General features: G+C 63.5%; 21 protein-coding genes, 1 tRNA gene and 1 pseudogene. 6 read left to right on the top strand and 17 right to left on the bottom strand.

Features of this window, described 5'->3' with window-relative positions; genetic code table 11:
* From AC0NIH_RS05885 to rsfS, 3 genes are all read right to left on the bottom strand, one after another.
* Complete coding sequence (locus AC0NIH_RS05885) at nucleotides 1-1,356, bottom strand: murein hydrolase activator EnvC family protein (RefSeq protein WP_473461118.1); 1,356 nt, start codon at nucleotides 1,354-1,356, stop codon at nucleotides 1-3.
* Nucleotides 1,357-1,524: 168 nt separating this feature from the next.
* The gene (rlmH, locus tag AC0NIH_RS05880; protein WP_473461115.1) at nucleotides 1,525-2,007 is read right to left on the bottom strand and encodes a 23S rRNA (pseudouridine(1915)-N(3))-methyltransferase RlmH; all 483 of its coding nucleotides are present in this window, start codon (nucleotides 2,005-2,007) and stop codon (nucleotides 1,525-1,527) included.
* A gap of 70 nt (nucleotides 2,008-2,077) precedes the next feature.
* Nucleotides 2,078-2,455 carry a ribosome silencing factor gene (rsfS, locus tag AC0NIH_RS05875; RefSeq protein ID WP_023777607.1) on the bottom strand — a complete coding sequence of 126 codons (378 nt, stop codon included), beginning with the start codon at nucleotides 2,453-2,455 and terminating at the stop codon, nucleotides 2,078-2,080.
* Between the two features lie 241 nt (nucleotides 2,456-2,696).
* On the opposite strand from rsfS, the gene AC0NIH_RS05870 reads away from it, so the two are divergent.
* Nucleotides 2,697-3,557 (top strand): mechanosensitive ion channel family protein, encoded by an 861-nt coding sequence (locus AC0NIH_RS05870; RefSeq protein ID WP_473461112.1) that lies wholly within the window; start codon nucleotides 2,697-2,699, stop codon nucleotides 3,555-3,557.
* On the opposite strand, the gene AC0NIH_RS05865 is transcribed toward AC0NIH_RS05870, so the two are convergent.
* From AC0NIH_RS05865 to obgE, 5 genes are all read right to left on the bottom strand, one after another.
* On the bottom strand, nucleotides 3,558-4,856 hold the full coding sequence (locus AC0NIH_RS05865) for an MFS transporter (protein WP_473461109.1): 1,299 nt from the start codon (nucleotides 4,854-4,856) through the stop codon (nucleotides 3,558-3,560). It lies immediately after the preceding gene.
* Nucleotides 4,857-4,961: 105 nt separating this feature from the next.
* The gene (locus tag AC0NIH_RS05860; protein ID WP_013892461.1) at nucleotides 4,962-5,594 is read right to left on the bottom strand and encodes a nicotinate-nucleotide adenylyltransferase; all 633 of its coding nucleotides are present in this window, start codon (nucleotides 5,592-5,594) and stop codon (nucleotides 4,962-4,964) included.
* A 205-nt stretch (nucleotides 5,595-5,799) separates the two neighbouring features.
* Complete coding sequence (locus tag AC0NIH_RS05855) at nucleotides 5,800-7,086, bottom strand: glutamate-5-semialdehyde dehydrogenase (protein ID WP_473461106.1); 1,287 nt, start codon at nucleotides 7,084-7,086, stop codon at nucleotides 5,800-5,802.
* A 3-nt stretch (nucleotides 7,087-7,089) separates the two neighbouring features.
* Entirely contained in the window at nucleotides 7,090-8,226 is a 1,137-nt protein-coding gene (proB, locus tag AC0NIH_RS05850) for a glutamate 5-kinase (RefSeq protein ID WP_473461104.1), read from the bottom strand.
* Nucleotides 8,227-8,229: 3 nt separating this feature from the next.
* Nucleotides 8,230-9,261, bottom strand: coding sequence for a GTPase ObgE (obgE, locus tag AC0NIH_RS05845; protein WP_023777602.1), 1,032 nt, complete (start codon nucleotides 9,259-9,261; stop codon nucleotides 8,230-8,232).
* Between the two features lie 128 nt (nucleotides 9,262-9,389).
* Here obgE and AC0NIH_RS05840 point away from each other — a divergent pair, with 128 nt between their 5' ends.
* Nucleotides 9,390-10,253 (top strand): endonuclease/exonuclease/phosphatase family protein, encoded by an 864-nt coding sequence (locus AC0NIH_RS05840; protein ID WP_473461101.1) that lies wholly within the window; start codon nucleotides 9,390-9,392, stop codon nucleotides 10,251-10,253.
* A gap of 6 nt (nucleotides 10,254-10,259) precedes the next feature.
* Here the strand turns inward: AC0NIH_RS05840 and AC0NIH_RS05835 are convergent, their stop codons facing one another.
* The 4 genes from AC0NIH_RS05835 to AC0NIH_RS05820 form a co-directional block, all read right to left on the bottom strand.
* Complete coding sequence (locus tag AC0NIH_RS05835) at nucleotides 10,260-10,793, bottom strand: GNAT family N-acetyltransferase (protein WP_473461098.1); 534 nt, start codon at nucleotides 10,791-10,793, stop codon at nucleotides 10,260-10,262.
* A 21-nt stretch (nucleotides 10,794-10,814) separates the two neighbouring features.
* Nucleotides 10,815-11,402, bottom strand: a complete 588-nt coding sequence (locus AC0NIH_RS05830; RefSeq protein ID WP_473461095.1) for a GNAT family N-acetyltransferase — start codon at nucleotides 11,400-11,402, stop codon at nucleotides 10,815-10,817.
* Nucleotides 11,403-11,520: 118 nt separating this feature from the next.
* On the bottom strand, nucleotides 11,521-11,790 hold the full coding sequence (rpmA, locus tag AC0NIH_RS05825; protein ID WP_013892455.1) for a 50S ribosomal protein L27: 270 nt from the start codon (nucleotides 11,788-11,790) through the stop codon (nucleotides 11,521-11,523).
* A 98-nt stretch (nucleotides 11,791-11,888) separates the two neighbouring features.
* Complete coding sequence (locus AC0NIH_RS05820; protein ID WP_473461092.1) at nucleotides 11,889-12,581, bottom strand: 50S ribosomal protein L21; 693 nt, start codon at nucleotides 12,579-12,581, stop codon at nucleotides 11,889-11,891.
* A gap of 334 nt (nucleotides 12,582-12,915) precedes the next feature.
* Between AC0NIH_RS05820 and AC0NIH_RS05815 the strand changes: the two genes are divergently transcribed.
* A tRNA-Ser gene (locus AC0NIH_RS05815) sits at nucleotides 12,916-13,005 on the top strand.
* A 71-nt stretch (nucleotides 13,006-13,076) separates the two neighbouring features.
* Here AC0NIH_RS05815 and AC0NIH_RS05810 read toward each other — a convergent pair.
* Together AC0NIH_RS05810 and AC0NIH_RS05805 are read right to left on the bottom strand one after the other, a co-directional pair.
* Complete coding sequence (locus AC0NIH_RS05810; protein ID WP_473461089.1) at nucleotides 13,077-14,216, bottom strand: hypothetical protein; 1,140 nt, start codon at nucleotides 14,214-14,216, stop codon at nucleotides 13,077-13,079.
* Nucleotides 14,217-14,497: 281 nt separating this feature from the next.
* Entirely contained in the window at nucleotides 14,498-15,142 is a 645-nt protein-coding gene (locus AC0NIH_RS05805) for a hydrolase (protein WP_473461086.1), read from the bottom strand.
* Between the two features lie 153 nt (nucleotides 15,143-15,295).
* On the opposite strand from AC0NIH_RS05805, the gene AC0NIH_RS05800 reads away from it, so the two are divergent.
* A complete protein-coding gene (locus AC0NIH_RS05800; RefSeq protein ID WP_473461083.1) occupies nucleotides 15,296-16,189 on the top strand; it encodes a LysR family transcriptional regulator in 894 nt (297 codons plus the stop codon).
* Nucleotides 16,190-16,276: 87 nt separating this feature from the next.
* Here the strand turns inward: AC0NIH_RS05800 and AC0NIH_RS05795 are convergent, their stop codons facing one another.
* The 3 genes and pseudogenes from AC0NIH_RS05795 to recQ all read right to left on the bottom strand — a co-directional run bounded on the left by AC0NIH_RS05795 (nucleotide 16,277) and on the right by recQ (nucleotide 19,815).
* Nucleotides 16,277-16,903, bottom strand: coding sequence for a LysE family translocator (locus tag AC0NIH_RS05795; RefSeq protein ID WP_473461080.1), 627 nt, complete (start codon nucleotides 16,901-16,903; stop codon nucleotides 16,277-16,279).
* 144 nt (nucleotides 16,904-17,047) lie between these two features.
* The gene (locus AC0NIH_RS05790) at nucleotides 17,048-17,218 is read right to left on the bottom strand and encodes a hypothetical protein (RefSeq protein ID WP_287274486.1); all 171 of its coding nucleotides are present in this window, start codon (nucleotides 17,216-17,218) and stop codon (nucleotides 17,048-17,050) included.
* Between the two features lie 761 nt (nucleotides 17,219-17,979).
* A pseudogene (gene recQ / locus AC0NIH_RS05785) lies at nucleotides 17,980-19,815 on the bottom strand (DNA helicase RecQ).
* Nucleotides 19,816-20,029: 214 nt separating this feature from the next.
* Here recQ and AC0NIH_RS05780 point away from each other — a divergent pair.
* Nucleotides 20,030-20,314, top strand: coding sequence for a GNAT family N-acetyltransferase (locus AC0NIH_RS05780; protein WP_473461077.1), 285 nt, complete (start codon nucleotides 20,030-20,032; stop codon nucleotides 20,312-20,314).
* Between the two features lie 44 nt (nucleotides 20,315-20,358).
* Entirely contained in the window at nucleotides 20,359-20,481 is a 123-nt protein-coding gene (locus AC0NIH_RS05775; protein WP_280940334.1) for a hypothetical protein, read from the top strand.
* Nucleotides 20,482-20,495 lie beyond the last annotated feature (14 nt).

The following is a 20,495-nucleotide window of genomic DNA, read 5'->3' as shown; positions in this document are numbered from 1 at the left end:
TCACGTCCTTCCAGAAAAACGGTCCGCCCACCATGGGGCCGGATCGACGGGTTTTCCATCCTTACGGAACTCGACATAGAGTTCCGGCGTGGCATTTCCATTCTTCGAAACCGAGGTACTCGCTACCCGGGCTTCTCCCATCGCGCCGACCGGCTCTCCTGCGAGCACCGACTGGCCAGTCACGACGCTGATTCTGCTCATCCCCGCCAGAACGACATGATAACCGTCGCCGGCATTGAGGATCAAGAGTTGACCGTAGGAGCGAAACGGCCCCGCATAAAGCACATTCCCATCCGCCGGAGCGGTGACGATGGCTCCCGATTGTGTCGCAAGCATGTCGCCAAGCATCAAGGCGCCGCTACCGTCATCGGCGCCGAACCGGCGCTTGATTCGGCCTGTGACCGGCAGCGCGATCTGCCCTTGCAGTGCCGAAAAGGGGGCAGTCGCGGTGAGTTGATTGGCTTCGGGGACCGGCAGCGACGCCGTCTTGTCGCCGCCCGTCTGATCGGCGCCCGGCGTGGCCGCCTTTGCGGCATCCGCGGCCTTGCGGGTCTTCTCGGCCTGCGCCTCGAGCGACGCGATCAGATCCTTCAGGCTGCTGGCCCTGGCTGCCAGCGCCTCGGATTTCTGCTGCTCGGCCGCCATCTGCGCCTTTGTGTCAGCCTCGAGCTTCTGCTTGGCCTCGAGCAGCATGCCGAGCCGCTTCTTTTCCGCCGCCTGCTCGCCGACCGCCTCCGTCAGCCGCGCCCGTTCAGCCTCGATCGAGGCCGTCACCCGGGTTTGTTCCCTGAGGTCGGCCAGCAGGGCATCGGTCTGCTGGCGCAATTCCGGCACCACGGCGCCGAGCAGGATGGCGCTGCGCACCGACGACAGCGCGTCCTCCGGCTTGACCAGGATCGCCGGCGGCGGGTTCAGGCCCATGCGCTGCAAGGCACCCAGCACTTCGGCCAGCACATCGCGTCGTGCCATGAGCGAGGCGCGGATCTTCTGCTGCTGGCTCTTCAGCCCCTCCAGCTTGGCGCCGATATCCTCGATGTCCTGGCCGAGCTTCTGTTCGGTCATCGCCGACTGGATCAACGCGGCGGTGATCGAGGCGTGGTCCTTCTTGACCGCGGCGATGTCGGCGGCAAGCTTGGCCAGCCGTTCCGACGACAGCGTTATTTCCTTGGAAACCTGTTCGTATTCGGCGCGGCTCTGGTCCGGATCGGGAGCCATGTCGAGCGTGTTCTCGGCCGGCGCCGCATGGAGTGACAGAAGGATCGCCGCCGCCGCGATGCCGCAGCGCACGCGCCAAGGGCTGCGTGTTGACGAGTCCCCTGTTGATAGACTCAGTGTCGATTTCCAGCCTTCAGACATTCGCGATCGACTCTATCTGCGGCTTCGTTAACGAACCATCAACCATGTTAACGCGTGTCGCCCAAAGTTGCGCGGTGCTTTTGGAACAACGACATGCACAAGGAAAGCGGTTCCTTCATCGGGATCTTGCGCGGCATTGGGGCGGAATTCGGTGTGGAGCGGCGGCTTTCAGGATCTGTGATAGGGGTGGCCCGACAGGATCGTCGCCACCCGGTAGAGCTGTTCCCCCAGCATCACCCGCACCAGCTGATGCGGCCAGGTGAGCGCGCCGAACGACAGCACCAGCTCAGCCCGCTCGCGCAGCGACGCGTCGTGACCATCGGCGCCGCCTATGGCGAGCACCAGCGCCTTGCGCCCGCCATCGCGCAACTGGCCGATGCGATTGGCGAAATCCTGCGAGGAAAGGCTCTTGCCGCGCTCGTCGAGCAGGATCAGCGCTGTGCCTGGCTGCAGTTGCGCCTGCAGCCGGGAAGCTTCGTCGCGCTGGCGCTCGGTGGCGCCCTGCGCACGGCCCTCGGCGATCTCGGTGACGCCGGCGAATTCGAGCCCCACGGCAGGGCCGCTCTTGGCGAAGCGCTCGAAATAGCGCTCGGCCAACTCTCGCTCGGGGCCGGCTTTCATTCGGCCCACGGCATGAACTGAAATCTTCATCCCGCCTCTATAAGCCGCCAATGCATGTCACCCAAAGGAAATCCGGTTCTGGGCGACGACACAGGGCAGCTTAGTGAAGGGTCTCTTCCTCGAGATCCGGCGCCTGCCACATCTTTTCGAGATTGTAGAATTCGCGGACTTCGGGACGGAAGACATGGACGATGATATCGCCCGAATCGATCAGGACCCAGTCGGCGCCGGACAACCCCTCGACGCGCGCCGTGCCGAGGCCGGCATCCTTGAGCGCCTTGAGGAGATGATCGGCGACAGCCGAGACATGACGGTGCGATCGGCCCGACGCGACGACCATGTAGTCGCCGAGGCTCGATTTCCCCTGAATGTCGATTGAGACAATGTTTTCGGCCTTGGAGTCTTCCAGACTGGCAAGGACTGTCTTGATGGCACGGGACACGGCGTCGTCTACGCTGATCCTGGCCGGCGAAGGCACGATATCGGCCCTCTTCCGCAGTGCTGTTCTCAGTGTATTTCCTTTCGCAGCAAGAACAACCAAATCACCCCAAAAGCGGATGACACCACTTAGATAGGCAGAGTTCCGTTGCAGTTTCAAGACGGAGCTCCAATTCACGCGAACTCGCCGGCTGCGCGGTTGTTCCATGCGAGAGGCAAAAAGGTCGGAACCCAGCCTTCCCGCATCGGTTATCGGCTCATCGACCAACCGGAACCCTGCCATGCCGATCGACCCCCAAGACACTCTGCTCACCCTCCAGGCCGGCCTCGCGCAACTCAGTACGCTGATCGTCTCCTATTCCTTCTCCGCCATCGGCGCGGTCATCCTTCTGGTTGTCGGCTACATCATCGCCGGCCTCGGCGAGCGCTCGATCTTTGCCGGCCTCGGCCATATTCACGGCTTTGACCAGACGCTGCGGCATTTCCTTTCCAAGATCGTCCGCTACGCCATACTGGTCCTCGTCGTCATCATGGTGCTCGGCCAGTTCGGCGTTCAGACCGCGTCGATCATCGCGGCGCTCGGCGCCATTGGCCTGGCCATAGGCCTGGCGCTGCAAGGCACGCTGCAGAACATCGCCGCCGGCATCATGCTTCTGGCGCTGCGGCCGTTCCGCATCGGCGAATCCGTCGAGGTTGGCTCCATCGCCGGTTCGATCGAGGAAATCGGGCTGTTCGCCACGAAGCTCAGAACCGCCGATGGCGTCTACATCCTGGCGCCCAATTCGACGCTGTGGAACCAGCCGGTGCGCAACTTTTCGCGCAACGGCGTGCGCCGTGGCGACATCACCTTGAGCATCGGCTCGTGGAACGACATCGACCGGGCTCAGAAGACACTGCTTGCCATTGCCGCCGCCGAGCGCCGCATCAGGCGCCAGCCGGCACCGATCGCCTTCGTTGCGGCATTGGGCGACAGCACCGTCTCGATCACCTTGCGCTACTGGACATCGTCAGCGGATTTCTTCGCCACCCAGGCCGATCTCACCAAGCGCGCCAAGCAGGAATTCGATTCGGAAGGCATATCGATCCCGCTGCCGCCACCGGAAGCACCGGAAGCACCGGCGCCGGAAGCCCGCCGGCAATAATCAATTGCTTCGAGGCCGGTCCTGTTCGTCCGGCGCATAGGCAAGTTCGACCGGCAGCGGCGCCTGCGCGGTCATCGGCGCGAAGCTGCCGGTCTCGGTGGCCGGAACAGGCCGCGTCGTGAACACGCGCAGCAGCACGAACAGGCAGAAGGCGCAGGCAATGACGATTGCCACATAGATGAAGGCCTGTGTGCCGAAGACGGCCGACAGCGCCGTGACGATTCCCGGCACGATGAAGCCCGACAGCGACCAGGCAAACAGGAGCGAGCTGGACAATGCCACCATGTCGTCCTTGCCGGCACGGTCGGCGGCGTGCGCGCTGGCCAGCGAATAGATAGATTCCGAGGCGCCGTCCCACAAGACATAGATCACCAGCAGCGCCGCCAGCGCACCGCCGTCGAAACCGAGCGCAAGCATGCCCGCCGCCGCGGCCAGCGCCGACGCCCCGATCAGCACATAGCGGCGGTCGGTACGGTCGGAGATCCAGCCGAGCGGAAGCTGCAGGATCAGCGTGCCAAGCGGCATCACCGAAAGCAAAAGCGCCACTTCGGCCTGGCTGTAGCCCTTGGCCGTGGCATGGATCGGCGCGAAGCCGGAAATCGACATCGACAGGCCGCCGACCGCCAGCATGCCGGCAACGCCGACGGGTGAAATCCGCCAGGCCCGGCGCAGCGCCACCGAGGCTGCCTGGGGCGCCGGCGGCTGCGCCAGCCGCGTCATGCCGACAGGCAGGATCGACAGGGCGGTGAAGGCGATGCCGATCAAGGGCGCATCCGCGGCTCTGATGTCGATGAAAGCCAGCGCCGCATAGCCGACACCGAGCCCGGCGACATAGGCGACGTAGAAGAAGGCCATCACCCGGCCGCGTATCGCATTGGCGATGGCATCGTTGAGCCAGCTCTGCGCAACGATGAACAGGCCGCAAATGGCAAAGCCGTAGAGGGCGCGTGCCCCGATCCACGGCAGCGGATGGGGTCCGGCGCCGATGGCGGCGTTGGACAGCGCTATCAGCGCCGACAGCACCATGAAGGCACGGGCATGGCCGACCCTGCGCACCAGCGGCCCGGTCAGGATGCAGCCGGCGAGACCGCCGGCCGACAGGCCGGTGACGATCAGCCCGGCCCAGGTCGGGTCGAAACCTTCGGCACCGAGCCGGACCGGTATGTAAGCGAACATCAGCCCGTTGCCGATGGCAATCAGCGCCATCGAAACGATGACGCTGGCGATCGCGATCAGCGGCGTCGGCGCGCTGCCCTGCTCCGGATCGACTGCGGGTTGGTGCTTCACGAGAGTGGTCATGTTCAGACAAGATCGCCCACTCCACGGCGAAAAGCCCCTGCAAAAGCGACATCGGCGGTCTTCCCTTCTCCCCTTGCGGGAGAAGGGAGGAACCCCGTGGCACCCCTATCCCTTTGCCATCCGGCGGATCGCGCTCGACGACAGCGACGAGCGCGGGCCGTGGATGAAGGTCCAGGCCGGCGCTTTCATGCGCGCAAGCCGCGGCGCATCGCCTTCGTCGACGCGGGCATAGTCGAAGGTCTTGGCGACGACCGACGACAGGAACGACAGCGTCGCCCCCGGTCGGTCGATGACCGCGATCGGGAAGGTCAGCACGATCTCGCGCCAGCGCTGCCAGTGATGGAAGTCGCGCAAACTGTCGGCGCCCATGATCCAGACGAAATCGACGCCGGGATTGCGCGCCTTGACCAGCGCCAACGTGTCGGCGGTGTAGCGTACGTGATGCGCCGCCTCGAAGGCGGTGACTTTGATCTTCGGGTTCTTGGCGATCCGCTCCGACAACTGCAGCCGCTCGGTCAGCGGCGCCAGTTCGCGCGTGTTCTTCAGCGGATTGCCCGGCGTCACCATCCACCACAACTGGTCGAGCGCCAGGCGCCTCAGCGCGATCTCGGCGACCAGCGCATGGCCGGCATGCGGCGGATTGAACGAGCCGCCGAATAGACCGACGGCCAGGCCTTTTTCGGCATGCGGCATTTTGAGGTAGGCGGAGGGTGCTGGGGGTGGGGAAGGAGATAGCATCGCGCTAGGCACCCCCCTCTGCCCTGCCGGGCATCTCCCCCGCAAGGGGGGAGATCAGCAATTTCGGCGAAGAGGTAAATCTTGCAGCGTTGAGGGTTGGCGAAATCCGAAATGCCAGCCAATCTCCCCCCTTGCGGGGGAGATGTCCGGCAGGACAGAGGGGGGTGCCTGGGCGCAACGCTTCACGCCCTAGCAGCAAAAAACGTCACGGCCTCACCTGTCCCGACCCGCGCACGCGGTATTTGAACGATGTCAGCTGTTCGACGCCGACCGGTCCGCGCGCATGCATCTTGCCGGTGGCGATGCCGATCTCGGCGCCCATGCCGAACTCGCCGCCATCGGCGAACTGCGTCGAGGCATTGTGCAGCAGGATCGCCGAATCGATCTCGTTGAAGAACCGCTCCACCGCTTTGGCGTCGTCGGCGACGATCGCCTCCGTGTGATGCGAGGAGAAGGTCTCGATATGCTCGATCGCACCGCTGACGCCGTCGACCAGCTTCACCGCGATAATGGCGTCGAGATATTCGGTCACCCAGTCGGCATCATCAGCCGGCTTGGCGTCGAAAAACAGCTTCAGCACTTCGCCATCGGCATGGATCTCGCAGCCGGCGGCGCGCAGCGCGTCGAGGATCGGCACCAGATGCGTCGACGCCACGGCACGGTCGACCAGCAATGTCTCGGCGGCGCCGCAGACGCCGGTGCGCCGCATCTTGGCGTTGACGGCGATCCTGACCGCCATGTCGAGATCGGCCGAGCGGTCGATGTAGAGGTGGCAGATACCTTCGAGATGGGCAAAGACCGGCACGCGTGCCTCGCTCTGCACCCGCCCGACAAGGCTTTTGCCGCCGCGCGGGATGATGACGTCGAGCGTGCCGCCAAGCCCCTTCAGCATCTCGCCGACAGCGGCGCGGTCGGTGGTCGGCACCAACTGGATGGCATCTTCCGGCAGGCCGGCCGCCTTCAGGCCTTCGACGAGGCAGTCGTGGATCGCGGAAGACGAATTGAGCGAATCCGACCCGCCGCGCAGGATCACCGGATTGCCGGCCTTGAGGCAGAGCGCGCCGGCATCCGCCGTCACGTTCGGACGGCTCTCATAAATGACGCCGACGACGCCGAGCGGCGTACGCACGCGCTCGATCTGCAGGCCGTTCGGCCGCTCCCAGGCGGCGATGACGTCGCCGACGGGATCCTTGAGTTCGGCGATCTCGCGCATCCCTTCGGCCATGGCATGGATACGCACCGGATCGAGCTTCAGCCGGTCCATGAAGGAAGCGGATAGCCCGGACTCATGGCCATTCGAGACATCGATGGCGTTGGCGTCGAGAATCTCCTGCTCGCGGGCGACGATCGCCTTGGCCATTGCAAGGAGGGCGGCATTCTTGGCGGCGGTGGTGGCGATGGCCAGCGGCCGGGCGGCAGCGCGGGCACGGCGGCCGATATCGGCCATCAGCGCCACGGTGTCGTCCCCGGATTTTTCATGCAGTTTCAGCATGGCTCATCCTCCGCTTGTGTCGTCTCCGGCGTGATTGACCACCAAATCGTCGCGGTGGATCATCGCCGAACGCGCTTCGTAGCCGAGAATGGTTTCGATCTCGGCTGTCTTCAGGCCAGCGATCCTTACGGCATCGGCGGCATCGTAGGCAACCAGTCCGCGCGCGATCTCGCGGCCCTCTGGCGACAGGATCGCCACCGTGTCGCCCCGCGAGAAATTGCCGCTGACCAGCTTGACGCCGGCCGGCAGCAGGGATTTGCCGGACAACAGCGCGCCGATGGCGCCGGCATCGACCGTCAGCCGGCCGGCCGGCTCGAGCTGGCCGGCGATCCAGGTCTTGTAGCCCTTGACCGGATTGGCGCTTGGCCGGAAGAAAGTGGCGCGCTCGCCGCGCTCGATCGCCATCAGCGGCGACAGCCGCGTGCCCGATGTGATGATCATCGCCGTGCCGGCGGCCGTGGCTATCTTGCCGGCATCGAGCTTCGTGCGCATGCCGCCGCGCGACAATTCGGAAGCGGCGGCTCCCGCCATGGCTTCGATATCGGATGTGATGCGGTCGACCACGGGGATGAATTTGGCTTGCGGATCGCGCGCCGGCGGCGCCGTGTAGAGCCCGTCAATGTCGGAGAGCAGCACCAGGAGGTCGGCGCCCATCATCGTGGCGACGCGCGCGGCCAGCCGGTCATTGTCGCCATAGCGGATTTCGGAGGTGGCGACCGTGTCATTCTCGTTGATGACCGGCACCGCCTTCATCTTGAGCAATGTCGAGATCGTCGCCCTGGCGTTGAGATAGCGCCGGCGTTCTTCTGTGTCGCCAAGGGTCAAGAGAATCTGGCCTGATTTCAGGGCGCCCTTGCCAAGCGCATCCGACCAGGCGCCGGCGAGCGCGATCTGTCCCACGGCGGCCGCGGCCTGGCTTTCCTCCAGCTTCAGCGCACGCTTGCCGAGGCCAAGAATGGTGCGGCCAAGCGCGATGGCGCCCGACGACACGACGAGGATTTCCGCGCCGCCATTGGCCAACACCGCGATATCGTCGGCGAGCGAGGCCAGCCAGTCGCGCTTCAGGCCCGCCACGCGGTCGACGAGCAACGCCGAGCCGATCTTGACGGTGATGCGCCGGTATTTCCTGAGCGACTGCATGCCTTACTTTTCCCAGCGCGTCTCGGCCACGGGAAGAGCTTGCGCGCGAGCCTCGGCAATCACCGTCATCAGGGCGCGCTGCACCGCCTCGACGCCTTCGCCGGTGACGGCGGACAACAGCATCGGCGCGCGGCCGGCGGCGCGCTTCAGCGAAGCGACCTTCTTCTTGCGCTCATCGGCATCAAGCGTATCGACCTGCGAAAGAGCCAGGATCTCGGCCTTCTCGATCAGGCCATGGCCATAGGCATCGAGTTCGGCGCGCACGGTCTTGTAGGCCTTGCCCGGATTTTCTTCCTGCGCCGAGACCAGGTGCAGCAGCACGCGCGTGCGCTCGACATGGCCGAGGAAGCGGTCGCCGATGCCGACGCCTTCATGCGCGCCTTCGATGAGACCGGGAATATCGGCGATGACGAATTCGCGCGCGTCGATGCGGGCGACGCCGAGGCCGGGATGCAGCGTCGTGAATGGATAGTCGGCGATCTTCGGCTTGGCCGCGGTGACGGCGGCCAGAAATGTCGACTTGCCGGCATTGGGCAGCCCGACAAGGCCAGCATCGGCGATCAGCTTCAGCCGCAGCCAGATGTTGAGCTCTTCGCCCGGCAGGCCGGGATTGGCGCGGCGCGGCGCCTGGTTGGTCGAGGTCTTGAAATGCTGGTTGCCGAAGCCGCCATTGCCGCCCTTGGCGAGCAGGAAGCGCTGGCCGACGACGGTCAGGTCGCAGATCAGCGTCTCATTGTCCTCCTCGAACACCTGCGTTCCGGCCGGCACCTTGAGCGTGACGTCGGCGCCCTTGGCCCCCGTCATGTTGCGGCCCATGCCATGGACACCAGTCTTGGCCTTGAAGTGCTGCTGGTAGCGATAGTCGATCAGCGTGTTCAGCCCGTCGACCGCTTCCAGCCAGACATCGCCGCCGCGACCGCCATCGCCGCCGTCCGGCCCGCCGAATTCGATGAACTTTTCGCGCCGGAACGACACCGAACCGGCGCCCCCGTCACCGGAGCGGACATAGACCTTGGCTTGATCGAGAAATTTCATGGATCGCAGTTTCTTTATTGGCCTTGCGGCATTGCTCTAAACCTTAGGCCTTGCTCTAAACCAAGGCGCGGCGAAGGGCGAGGCCGTTTTGTGACAATGGCCGCATGGGGTTGGCCGGAGATGGCGGAATGAAGCTTGTAACCTACAACATCCAGTACGGCGTCGGTCTCGACGGGCAGTACGATGTCGGGCGCATCGCCGAGGCCGTGCGCGACGCCGACGTCATTGCGCTGCAGGAGGTTACCCGCAACAATCCGAGGAACGGCGGCCGCGACATGGTCGCCGAGATCGGCGAGGCGCTGCCCGACTACTTTGCCGTCTATGGCAGCAATTTCGAGGCCAATATCGGTTCGCGCATCGAGGATGGACGCGCCATCACCACGACCTTCCAGCTCGGCAACATGGTGCTGTCGAAGACGCCCATTCATCTGTCGCGCAACCTGCTTCTGCCGCGCAGCCGCAGCTTCGAGATGATGAACTTCCAGCGCGGCGCGCTGGAAGCGCTGATCGAGACGCCCCTCGGTTTCATCCGCTTCTATTCCATCCATCTCGATCACCGCAGCCCGGTCGAACGCGCCAGCCAGATCCAGTTCCTGCGCCAGCGCCTGTTGAACTACGCGCTCGAAGGCGGAGCATTGTCCGGCGTCGCCGAGATCGGCCTGCCGGAACTGCCGCATCCGGAAGCCTTTGTCGGAATGGGCGATTTCAACATGCTGGCCGGCTCGCCCGAATATATCGAACTCGCCGGCCGTCCGGACCATGAATTCGGCATGCCGCTGACCGCCGACTTTGCCGTCGATGCCGCCGTACGCCTCGATGTGGCCGATCTCGCCACCTGGGTCGATCCCAAACGGCCGGAGGATGCCAGCCGCCACAAGCGCATCGATTACGTCTTCACCAGCGCCTCGCTTGCTCGATCCCTGAAACGCCTGTGGGTCGACCGCCAAGCGGTCGGCTCGGACCATTTGCCCGTCTGGGCCGAACTGGGCTGACGGCTATTATCCGGCGGCGTTTTCACGTTCGACGATCGCCATCATGATCGCATCGCGGTATTCCCCGTCGATGTAGACGGCGTCACGCTGCACACCCTCCCTGATGAACCCGACCTTGTCGTAAAGAGAGATAGCGCGAGAATTGTCGGAGTGCACGGAAAGCTCGACACGGACAAAGCCGGCCTTGCGCGCTTGTGCCAAGGTCGCAGTGATAAGCCGCAGTCCAAGGCCACGCCCACGATAGGAGGGAACAATCCCCATTCCGAGGGTGCCGCGATGAGCATGTATGAGCCGATCCTGGCGAGTGATATCGCACCAGCCGACAACCTCGCCACGCACAACGGCCACGAACCCTGGGTCGCCTCTCGCGATACGGTCCGCTACGAATCTTCGGGTTTGATCGAGCGGTGGCGCTTCAAGGAAGGATAGGTACTTTCGCTCGCGCGAAACGAGATCGAGCGCGCGATGAAAGCTTTCGATATCACCCCGCCCTATCGGCGCGATCACGACTGTTTCAAGATCGTTTCTATCACCAGCCACTGGCTTGACTCGCACGAACCATCAGAAATGCACCCAGTTCCGCAGGCTGATCCAGGTCTTGCGATCCAGCCGGTAGCGCTCAACCGGCACCTGGCCGGCGACGATCGAGTTCAACATTCCCTGGCCGGCATACTGGAAACCGCATTTGTGGATGACCCTGCGCGAGGCCGGATTGATGACCCGTGTCGAGGCATGCAGCACCTGGATCGAGGTCTTCTGGAAGGCGAGATCGACCAGCGCGTGGGCGGCTTCCGTCGCATAGCCCCTCTTCCAGCAGGGCTCGCCGATCCAGTAGCCGAGCTCCAGCCCGCGATCGGTGGTGTTCAAGCCCGCGCAGCCGACGAAGGTGTCGGTGCCGGCCAGCGTCAGGGCATAGACGATGCCTGCGCGGCGCGACTTGGTCATGGCGAGGAAGGCGCGTGCCTCGGCCTCGCCATAGGGGTGCGGCATGCGCGCCAGCATTTCGGCGACATGGCGGTTGTCGGCAAGTTCCACCAGTTGCGCGACATCGCTTTCGCAGGGCGCCCGCATCACCAGCCGCTCGGTGACCAGCACCGGACAGTCTATCGCGTAACTTTCGTCTTCGGTGTCTTCCGCTTCGGCAACCATTAGAAGTCCTCCAGGCACAAGAAAAAGGGGAGATGGAAACCCATCTCCCCTGATCCTTTTCCTGGTTTTGCCAGACACCGGTCCCGAGATGGGCGCCGGTGTTCTAGTGCGGAACCGGCTACTCCGCGGCTTTGGTAATCGGGTTGACCGATACGTAGGTTCGGCCGTTGGCTTTCTTGTTGAACATCACGGCGCCGGATTCGAGCGCAAAAAGGGTATGGTCCGTGCCCATGCCGACATTGACGCCGGGATGCCAGGTCGTGCCGCGTTGACGAATGATGATGTTGCCCGGGATGACGGCTTCGCCGCCGAACTTCTTCACGCCCAGACGCTTGGAATGCGAGTCGCGACCGTTGCGCGACGAGCCGCCAGCTTTCTTGTGTGCCATCTAACTAACTCCGTTGCGCCGCAAGGCGCCTAAAAGGCCTTATGAACGCGTTCGCGTTCCGTTTCAAGTCCGATCCGGCGACCCAGTCGCCGGAAAAATTACTTCTTCGCCAATTCCTTGGCCTGTTCGCGCCAGTCCTTGATCTGGTCGGCGCTGAACGGCATGTGCTCGTCGATCTTGGCGACGTCCTTTTCGGTCAGCTTGGCGAGCTGCGCGAAGGTGATGATGCCCTGCTCGGCGAGATCCTTGGCGGCGACCGGGCCGATGCCCTTGATCACGGTCAAATCGTCCGGCTCGCCCTTCGGCGCCTTGAACAGCGGCGCGGCGGCGGTCTCGGCGTTTGCGTCGTCCTTCGGAGCAGCTTCCTTCTTGGCCTTGGCTTCCTTCGGCGCGGCCTCGGCCTTTGCCTCGGAGGCCACTTCAGCCTTGGCTTCCTTCTTCGGCGCCTTCACCGCTGCCGTCTTCGTCGGCTTTGCGCCACCCAGCAGGATCTCGGAGATTCGCACGGTGGTCAAAAGCTGGCGATGGCCGATCTTGCGGCGCGAATTCTGACGGCGGCGCTTCTTGAAAGCGATGACCGTGCGGTTCTTGCCCTGCTCGACGACTTCGGCCGTGACCAGAGCGCCATCGACGAACGGCGCGCCGAACGTGACGTTTTCGCCCTCGCCATGCGCGAGCACGTGGCCGATCTCGACGATATCGCCGACATTGGCTTCGACTTTTTCGATCTTCAGGAGATCGTTGGCGGCGACGCGATACTGCTTGCCGCCCGTTTTGATGACTGCGAACATTTTTTGCCTTTCGCTGTTCGGTCGGCCTTGATGAACCGCCTCTGGCGGTTCGGCCGTCTTTTTGTCAGTCTGCGGGTTCAAAAAACAAGCGGCGCGGAAGAACCCTCCACGCCGATTGCGCGCTGTCCCTAACCGAAGGTTGAGCGCGAGTCAAGGCAAACGGCCCGTTTCCCTGACCCTGGCGTACCGGCTGGCACCGCCTGTCGGGGACGGATGATCTCGATCCCGGCCGGACCCGGACGGCAAGCTGAATTTCCCCGCGGATTTGGCCTTGTAACCTGCCCGTTCAGCCGTTATCTAGTGCGCCGCGCCGGCAACGGCCGACCATGACCGCGGAGAGGTGGCAGAGTGGTCGAATGCACCGCACTCGAAATGCGGCATGGGTGCAAGCCCATCGGGGGTTCGAATCCCTCCCTCTCCGCCATCCTGCTTCGCTCTTCGAGCTTCGCAGGATTTGGTGCGCCGGTCGCGCGAAGCAGGATGCCCTCCGAAGCTTCAGCGTAGGAGGGCGGCGATCCCCAGACGTTCGATGAAGCGGCCCTTGCCAGCGTGGCGTTCCCGGATCGATTGAAGCCGGAGATGAAATTCCTCTGTCGCACCCTGTTTTTCTGCAAGCGCCAGAAGATCCGAAAGAAGAGCCACCGCCTTGTCATAGCCGGCGGGGTTGCGACGCGCGATTTCATCCTCGACATCCCTCCATACGTTTTCTTCCCCTCGGCGGAGAATGCCTTCAAGCCGAACTTGGCGGGCCTTCTCGGCCGCTTCCGCCTGAAGTCGCCGCTGCATCTCCGCCAATTCTGCCTCACGGTGCTCACGGGCAAGACGGATTTCACGTGCCCTGGCTTGCAATTCGGCCATTGTGCGTGGAACGGCGACCGCGGCCGGGGGCTGCAAGCGCGCCCGGACCATGGCTCGCAGTTCCGCCGACGCATGCGGCTCGCCATCGAAAACTCTCACCAGCAGGCCGGTTTTCTCGGCATCGGTCATCGCGGTGATTGTCCGTTGAACCATATCTGGCGAAGCGCCGTCCCGATCAGCGGCAGCACTTCGCTCCGTCGCTGCCTGGACAAGATCGTAGTCGATGCCGAAGAACCGGGCAAACGCTTCGAGCGCATCTGTCAACGGTCCGATGCCCGACATCGGTTCCGGCTCATTGGGCTCGATCGCCTCCATTTCGGCAGCCATCAGCCAAAGCAGATAGAAAAGCCGGAGGTCGCCTGAGAGCAGGTCCGCCCGAAGCGGTCCCATGGCTGTTAGCCAACGCTCGTCGTCGCCCCAATCCTCGAGCTCCAATTCGTCGCGGGAGATACTCAAAATGACGTTCTCGCCGACCATCCTGAGTGAGACGCCGTCGGTCCCCTCGAAAAAGGCGCAGAGACGCTTCCGGTCGACCAGCCGGGCCGGCAGCTTCATCATCAAGCGGCGTGAGCCCCAGTTCGCCAGGTAAAGATGAAGATCGAAACAGCGCTCCATGAGCTCGTCCGGATCGCCCTTGAAGTCACCCCATTCATAGAAATTGATGAAGCTGGTGGCCGTGATCCGCGCCCGTGTCGACAGATCCCGCAGGGCCGCGCGTTCCGCGACGCTGAGCGGTTGATCGATCGCCTGGAACTCGTAGTATTGATATTCGCTCATTGCCGCTCAGACCGGATGCCGGAGGACATCAGTTTCAACGATTCGCGGGGTCTCCGCGAGAGCTACATCAGCGTGGAGTCGACACCAGAGCATGATGCAGGCCAAGGGTGAAGGTGGGAGGCATTGAGGAACTCCGCGAGTTATTCAAAGGCGGCGGGTTGGATCACACGCAATCGCCGCACATGAGTGGATTTGTTTCGGCAGAAGGCTTCCCTGGGAGGTGAGGCGGCGAGGGCCGGCAAACGGATCGATTCCGACCCTCACCGCCATGCCGGCCGGGATCAGCCGGCTACTGGCGTGTTGAGAAGCTGCTGCTCCCAAAGATACGCGATGCCGCTGCCGCCGAAGTGCTGGATGAGAATCTCGGTCAGCTCCTCGACATGCTCGGTGCGCGCCCAATCGCGTTGCCATTCGCCAGCGAGCGCCATCACGGTCATCACGTTCGCGCCGGCCGCGATCATTCGCTGGATGGCGACTTCGTGAGACTCCTTCGAGATCCCGCCCGACGCGTCGGTGGTCACGGTCACGTCCCAGCCTTCGCCGGCTGCCTGGATCACAGGCATTGCGACGCAGACCTCGGTCCACAGGCCGGCGATGATCAGCTGCTTGCGGCCGGTCGCCTTGACGACGTTCACCACATTCTCGTCCTGCCAGGTGTTCACCCAGGTGCGATCGATGACTTCCTGGTCCGGAAATACGTCGGTGACCTGCTTGAAGAGCAGTCCACCGCGCGCCGCGATCACGCTGGTGAGAATGGTCGGAACATTGAAGGCTTTTGCCAGCTTCGCCAGCGCGGTCGTGTTGTTCACCACCATGTGCGGATCGTGGCTGTTCAGGTTTGCGAGCTGATAAGGTTGGTGATCGATCAGAACGAGGACCGAGTCTTCGGGGCGAAGAAGCGAATCGAGGCCGTTACGATGGTTCATCAAGACTTCCTTTCTCTGCCGCCATGGACGGCAATAGGTTCACAGGAGACATGCGCCGGCGGGCGACGTTGCCTGGCCGCAATTTGCTGTTCCTCTTGGTGATGCGGTAGTGTCACATTCAGGCAAGCTGTGTCGCGAAATGAGGAACGCTGGATGGACATCGAAGACCTGCAGACATTCGTCGCAGTGGCCGATGCAGGGGGCGTATCGGCCGCCGCACGCCGGCTCGGCGTCTCCAAGTCAATCGTCAGCCGGCGGCTCTTCAGGATCGAAGCCGAGCTTGGCGTCCAGCTCCTTGCACGAACAACCCGCGGCGCGGCACTCACGGAAGCGGGAATCACGTTCAGGGACCATGCGGCCCGAGCCAGCGCCGAGATCGATACCGCCAGGGAAACAATCCTCCCCACCGGCGAGCTGCGCGGCCGTATGAGGGTCGCAATGCCGCTTACTTTCGGGGCGACCCACTTCGCCCCCGTGCTTGCGGAAATGGCGCGTCTGCATCCAAGACTTCACATCCATACTTCCTACAGCGATCGCTTCGTCGATCTCATCGCGGAGGGTTTCGATTGTGCGATCCGCAGCGCCTATCTTCAGGACTCCAACCTGATCGCGAAACGCGTTGGGCCGATCCATGGAAAGCTTGTCGCAAGCCCGGATTATATCGAGCTACACGGATCACCCGAGACCCCGGATGAACTCATCGCCCATCAGGCGCTGATGCAGGGAACGGAAGGCTGGCAGTTCATGGATGGCGGCAGGATTGTCACGGTTCAGCCGCAGGGCAGGTTCAAGGCCGACAGCGCCACCGCGCTTGCCGCGGCGGCGGCGGCAGGTCTCGGCATCGCCTGGCTCCCCGATTGCATCACATATGACTATGTGGCCTCGGGCGCGCTGGTCCCGATCATGACGCGCTATCCGGTACCGCCGGGGGCCGCGTATGTCGTCCGCCCGCCGGGTCAGCATCCCACGCGGAAGGTGCGGGTGCTCACCGAAATGCTGACTGAGTATTTCAAACGGAATCCGGATCTTTGGGGTCTCGACAGCTAGGGAAGGCTATGGAGAGGGATAGCGTAGCTATAGTTCTCCGTTCATCGTTCTCGGCCGCCATTGCCACAGCGTCGCCTCGGGGCCACCTCAAAGATGGCCCAGGGCCTGCAGGATGAGAACGCTCGAAAGAACGAGCAGGGCAAGACCATAGGATCGATCGATCCACACGGCCTTGGGGCCGGCCAGGAGCTTGACCGCCCGCGAGCCAAGGGTCGCGTAGAGCATCAGTACTAAGACATCCGCCACCGCGATGATGATGGCCAGAACGGCATATTGCATCGCAATCGGCTCGTTGGTGTCGACAAAGGGTGGCAGGATGGCGGGGAAAAACAGCCATGCCTCGGGGTTGGTGACCGCCACCACAAAGCAACGCAGCATGAGGGCCTTGGTCGACTGGGTCTTTTGGAGAATGCCGGGATCGATTGCAGGTCGGGACGCGCCGGAGAGGCGGAGCGTGCGGACCGCGACGAAAAGCAGATAGCCGGCGCCAACCATCCTGAGCGCGGAGAGATAGAGTTCCGAGGCCAGCAGAAGCGCGCCGAAGCCGAGCCCAACCATGCAGATGAGGACGAAGTCGGAAAGCACCACGCCGGCCATGGCAATGAAGGCGTTCCTGACGCCGTAACGTGAGCCGTTGGTGATGGCCAGCACGACATCCGGCCCTGGAACCGCCATGCCGAGCACTGATACGAAGGCGACCGTCACGAGCGGCATGTTCTCCATGCGGCTGTGTAGAGTGCCCGGTACCGGTCTTCCGTAACCGATTTCACATAGTCGCCGCTTGCGTGGCGATCACGCAAAATGGCGTGGCGCTTGTCACTGACGCGGATTTGCTGCCGTCGCTCGATCAATCCCGCACTAAAATCCGACGACAATCCAAGGATTGGTCTCGTATCCGAGGCGCGGTTTTTCCGGCGTTGCTGCATCCGACAATTTGGCCGTACCAGTCAAACTGCAGTCCAGCTCCGGCACCGGCTTCTTGGCCGAATGCTTGGCAGAGCACAGGGCCGCGGCGTCACTGACCACCACCTTTTTCTCCTTGGCCGCAGCGACACCAGTCGCAGCGATTACAATCGCAACGCAAAATATAGCCACTCGCATCGTACTTCCCCATGGTTGCGCATCCCCAAGATGCTGGGGCATGACGTTACGTCACTTTTATATTAGCGCAAGTGAATATTGTGGCTGCCAGCGATAACCGTCGACACCGCCGCTTGCCCTCTCGACCGCCGTCCTGCTTTTGTTGGTCCTGGCTCTGCCAGCGAGCAGTCCGTGATCACGCCATAACGCTCGCCCTTTGAATCCGTCATGTCTGCAGGCGCGGCGGATCTGATTGTCCGCTTGGCCGGCGCCAAAACCCCATGGCTCCCACCCCTTGGCACCGGCCGCCTTTCTCCAGTCCGCCGGCTGTCTGCGACGCATTGCCGGCCACCGCCCCATTAACGACCTTCATGGATTTAGGTCCTAAAGGCCAAGCTGGGGGTTTAGCTTGCATGGAAAATCGCCAGCACAGATTCTACTGTCACATTGAATGCGACGGTTCGTGGAGGGTTGGGATTGCGCCGCCAATCGGGCGGCACGGTTAGGCGGTGGCGACCTTCTCGGATGCACTGCCCAAAGGGCCGAAGCTTCCGAACACGTCCTGACGAGAATTTACGAGGGCGGACTTGATGCAGTCGCTATCCGCATCGCCGGGGTTGTCAGACCTTCCAGTTCGGCGTGATCGATTTGCTAGACTCACGGCGATGGCGGCCTGTCGGTATAGATTTAATGCCGGCACGGTGAGGTCCTCAGGCCGACCCATCGGACTGGTGCGCCGCGATTGCCGCGAGAAAAGCCTGGCCGAACTCCTTGAGCTTCGCCGCCCCCACGCCATTCACTTCGGCGAAGGCGTGGAGATCGCGCGGGCAACGTTCGGCCATGTCGATCAGCGTGCGATCGGAAAACACCACATAGGCCGGCACCTGGCGTTCTTTCGCCAACCGCAGCCGCACGGATTTGAGCGTGGCAAGCAACGAAGCATCGACGCCTTCGGCTCCCGAAGCCTCGGCCGCTCGCATCTTGCGCAAGGCTCGGACGCGCACCTCGACGCGGTAGTGGAACGCCACCTCGCCCCGGCCGAGCGCATGACCCTTCTCGGCGATGGCGAGGCCGCCATGGCCGCTCGGGTCCGGTTCCAGGAAACCGCCAGCGACAAGCTGGCGGATCAGCGACATCCAGAAATCCTTCTTGTGCGCCACACCGCTGCCGAAGCTGGCAAGCCTCTCATGACCCCTGGCCAGCACCTTCTCGGTTTCATGTCCGGTCAGGATGTCGATGACATGGGCGGCGCCGAAGCGTTCGCCGCTCTGCGCGACCGTGGCCAGGATGATGCGCGCCTCGGCGGCGCCATCGGCGCGCGGCACCTGGTCGAGGCAATTGTCGCAATTGCCGCAAGGCTGGGCTTCCTCGCCGAAATAGCCGAGCAGCACCTGGCGGCGGCATTGCGCCGTCTCGCAATAGCCGATCAGCGTGTCGAGCCGGCGATGCGAGCGCCTCTTGTGCTCGGGCGACGCATCCTCGTCGTCGATGAACAGCCGGCGCATGCGGATGTCGCCAAGGCCGAACAGCATATGCGCCTCGGCCTCCCGCCCGTCGCGGCCGGCGCGGCCGATCTCCTGATAATAGGCTTCGAGGCTGCCCGGCATATCGGTGTGGAAGACATAGGCGACATCCGGCTTGTCGATGCCCATGCCGAAGGCGATGGTCGCCACCATGACGACGCCCGAGAGCGTCATGAAGGCGTTTTGGTTCGCCTCGCGCGCGTCCTTGCTCATGCCGGCATGATAGGCGAGCGCGGTGACGCCGTTCTTCTCAAGGAAGGCCGCCATCTCCTCCGTCTTCTTGCGCGACAGGCAATAGACGATGCCGCTGCGGCCGGGATGCCGCTCGATGAAGTTGAGCAGCTGGCGCTTGCTGTCCTGCTTGGCCGCGATGGCGAGCTAGATGTTGGGCCGGTCGAAACCCAGCACTAGCGTTTCGACACGCTCGGCGAACAGCCGGACGGCGATGTCGGTGCGCGTGCTCTCATCCGCAGTCGCCGTCACGGCGATGATCGGCACTTTCGCAAAAATGCCGCGCAGCCGCGACAAATCCTCATATTCGCGCCGGAACGCCGGGCCCCATTGCGAAATGCAATGCGCCTCGTCGATCGCGATCAGGCTGACATCGAGCCGCGAGAGCGCCTCGGTCATGCGCTCGGTCATCAGCCGCTCCGGCGCCAGGTAAAGCAGCCGCGTCTGGCCAGAAGCCACGCGGCGCCAGGCCGCGACATTGGCGTCGCGGTCGAGCGAGGAATTGATCGTGTCGGCGGCGACGCCTGCCAGCCGCAAGGCTGCGACCTGATCCTGCATCAGCGCCACCAGCGGCGAAACGACGATGGTGAGCCCGCCCAGGACCAGCGCCGGCACCTGGTAGCAAAGCGACTTGCCGGCCCCTGTCGGCATGACGGCCAGCACATGGCGCCCGCCCAGCAGCGCGTCCATGACATCGGCCTGGCCGGGCCGGAAATCGTCGAAGCCGAACACGTCCTTCAGGACACGCCGCTTGGGATCCTCGGCCCGCATGCTCGCTGCCTGTGCCGGCATCAGGCGGACACCGGGCGGGGAGCGATTTTTCGGGGATTGGAGAGGATGTGGAAACTGGTCAAGATGCTCTCCTTTCGATGCCCTGGAGTAGCGCAGCCGTCAGGCAACCACAACGCCCCTTCGCAGGAACCCGCGAGACCGCATGGCTGAGAAGCCGGCCTCGCCTTGTTTACAAGGGACGGAGACAGTCCGTGGAAAGCCGCCATAAGCCGTCATGACGTGCAAGGTTCGCGTTGCCCGGGAAAGCGATGCCGCCGACATCAGCGCGGTGATCTTGCGCTCTTTGCGGGAGAGCAATGCCAGGGATTATTCGCCTGGGATCATCGCGCGAGTGGAGCCGAGCTTCAGCCCGTCCGCCGTGCTGGAATTGATGGGCAAGCGTGACGTCTTTGTCGCCATGATCGCCAGCCGCATCGTCGGAACCGCCAGCCTCGATGGAGAGGTGATCAGAACTGTGTTCGTCGCTCCCGATGTCCAGGGACAAGGCGTTGGCAGGTGACTGATGGCCGAGATCGAACTGGCCCACGAAAAGGCGGGGTGAAAGTGCTGACCGTCCCTTCGTCCCTTACGGCCGAAGCCTTCTACGCCAGGCTGGGCTTCAGGGCCGTGCGCGACAGCTACCACGGCGAAGAGCGCACCATTATCATGCAACGCGCGCACACATAGGCCTGCAACGACAA

It is taken from the genome of Mesorhizobium sp. WSM1386, assembly GCF_055901595.1.
Note: the sequence above shows the minus strand (reverse complement) of the source record. Positions and strands in the feature narration are given on the sequence as shown.

Excerpts from the sequence above, each read along its gene's own strand:
- AC0NIH_RS05885 (WP_473461118.1), bottom strand. The coding sequence starts at position 1,356 with ATGTCTGAAGGCTGGAAATCGACACTGAGTCTATCAACAGGGGACTCG.
- rlmH (WP_473461115.1), bottom strand. The coding sequence starts at position 2,007 with ATGAAGATTTCAGTTCATGCCGTGGGCCGAATGAAAGCCGGCCCCGAG.
- AC0NIH_RS05870 (WP_473461112.1), top strand. The coding sequence starts at position 2,697 with ATGCCGATCGACCCCCAAGACACTCTGCTCACCCTCCAGGCCGGCCTC.
- AC0NIH_RS05865 (WP_473461109.1), bottom strand. The coding sequence starts at position 4,856 with ATGACCACTCTCGTGAAGCACCAACCCGCAGTCGATCCGGAGCAGGGC.
- AC0NIH_RS05860 (WP_013892461.1), bottom strand. The coding sequence starts at position 5,594 with ATGCTATCTCCTTCCCCACCCCCAGCACCCTCCGCCTACCTCAAAATG.
- AC0NIH_RS05855 (WP_473461106.1), bottom strand. The coding sequence starts at position 7,086 with ATGCTGAAACTGCATGAAAAATCCGGGGACGACACCGTGGCGCTGATG.
- proB (WP_473461104.1), bottom strand. The coding sequence starts at position 8,226 with ATGCAGTCGCTCAGGAAATACCGGCGCATCACCGTCAAGATCGGCTCG.
- obgE (WP_023777602.1), bottom strand. The coding sequence starts at position 9,261 with ATGAAATTTCTCGATCAAGCCAAGGTCTATGTCCGCTCCGGTGACGGG.
- AC0NIH_RS05840 (WP_473461101.1), top strand. The coding sequence starts at position 9,390 with ATGAAGCTTGTAACCTACAACATCCAGTACGGCGTCGGTCTCGACGGG.
- AC0NIH_RS05830 (WP_473461095.1), bottom strand. The coding sequence starts at position 11,402 with ATGGTTGCCGAAGCGGAAGACACCGAAGACGAAAGTTACGCGATAGAC.
- rpmA (WP_013892455.1), bottom strand. The coding sequence starts at position 11,790 with ATGGCACACAAGAAAGCTGGCGGCTCGTCGCGCAACGGTCGCGACTCG.
- AC0NIH_RS05820 (WP_473461092.1), bottom strand. The coding sequence starts at position 12,581 with ATGTTCGCAGTCATCAAAACGGGCGGCAAGCAGTATCGCGTCGCCGCC.
- AC0NIH_RS05810 (WP_473461089.1), bottom strand. The coding sequence starts at position 14,216 with ATGAGCGAATATCAATACTACGAGTTCCAGGCGATCGATCAACCGCTC.
- AC0NIH_RS05805 (WP_473461086.1), bottom strand. The coding sequence starts at position 15,142 with ATGAACCATCGTAACGGCCTCGATTCGCTTCTTCGCCCCGAAGACTCG.
- AC0NIH_RS05800 (WP_473461083.1), top strand. The coding sequence starts at position 15,296 with ATGGACATCGAAGACCTGCAGACATTCGTCGCAGTGGCCGATGCAGGG.
- AC0NIH_RS05795 (WP_473461080.1), bottom strand. The coding sequence starts at position 16,903 with ATGCCGCTCGTGACGGTCGCCTTCGTATCAGTGCTCGGCATGGCGGTT.
- AC0NIH_RS05780 (WP_473461077.1), top strand. The coding sequence starts at position 20,030 with ATGACGTGCAAGGTTCGCGTTGCCCGGGAAAGCGATGCCGCCGACATC.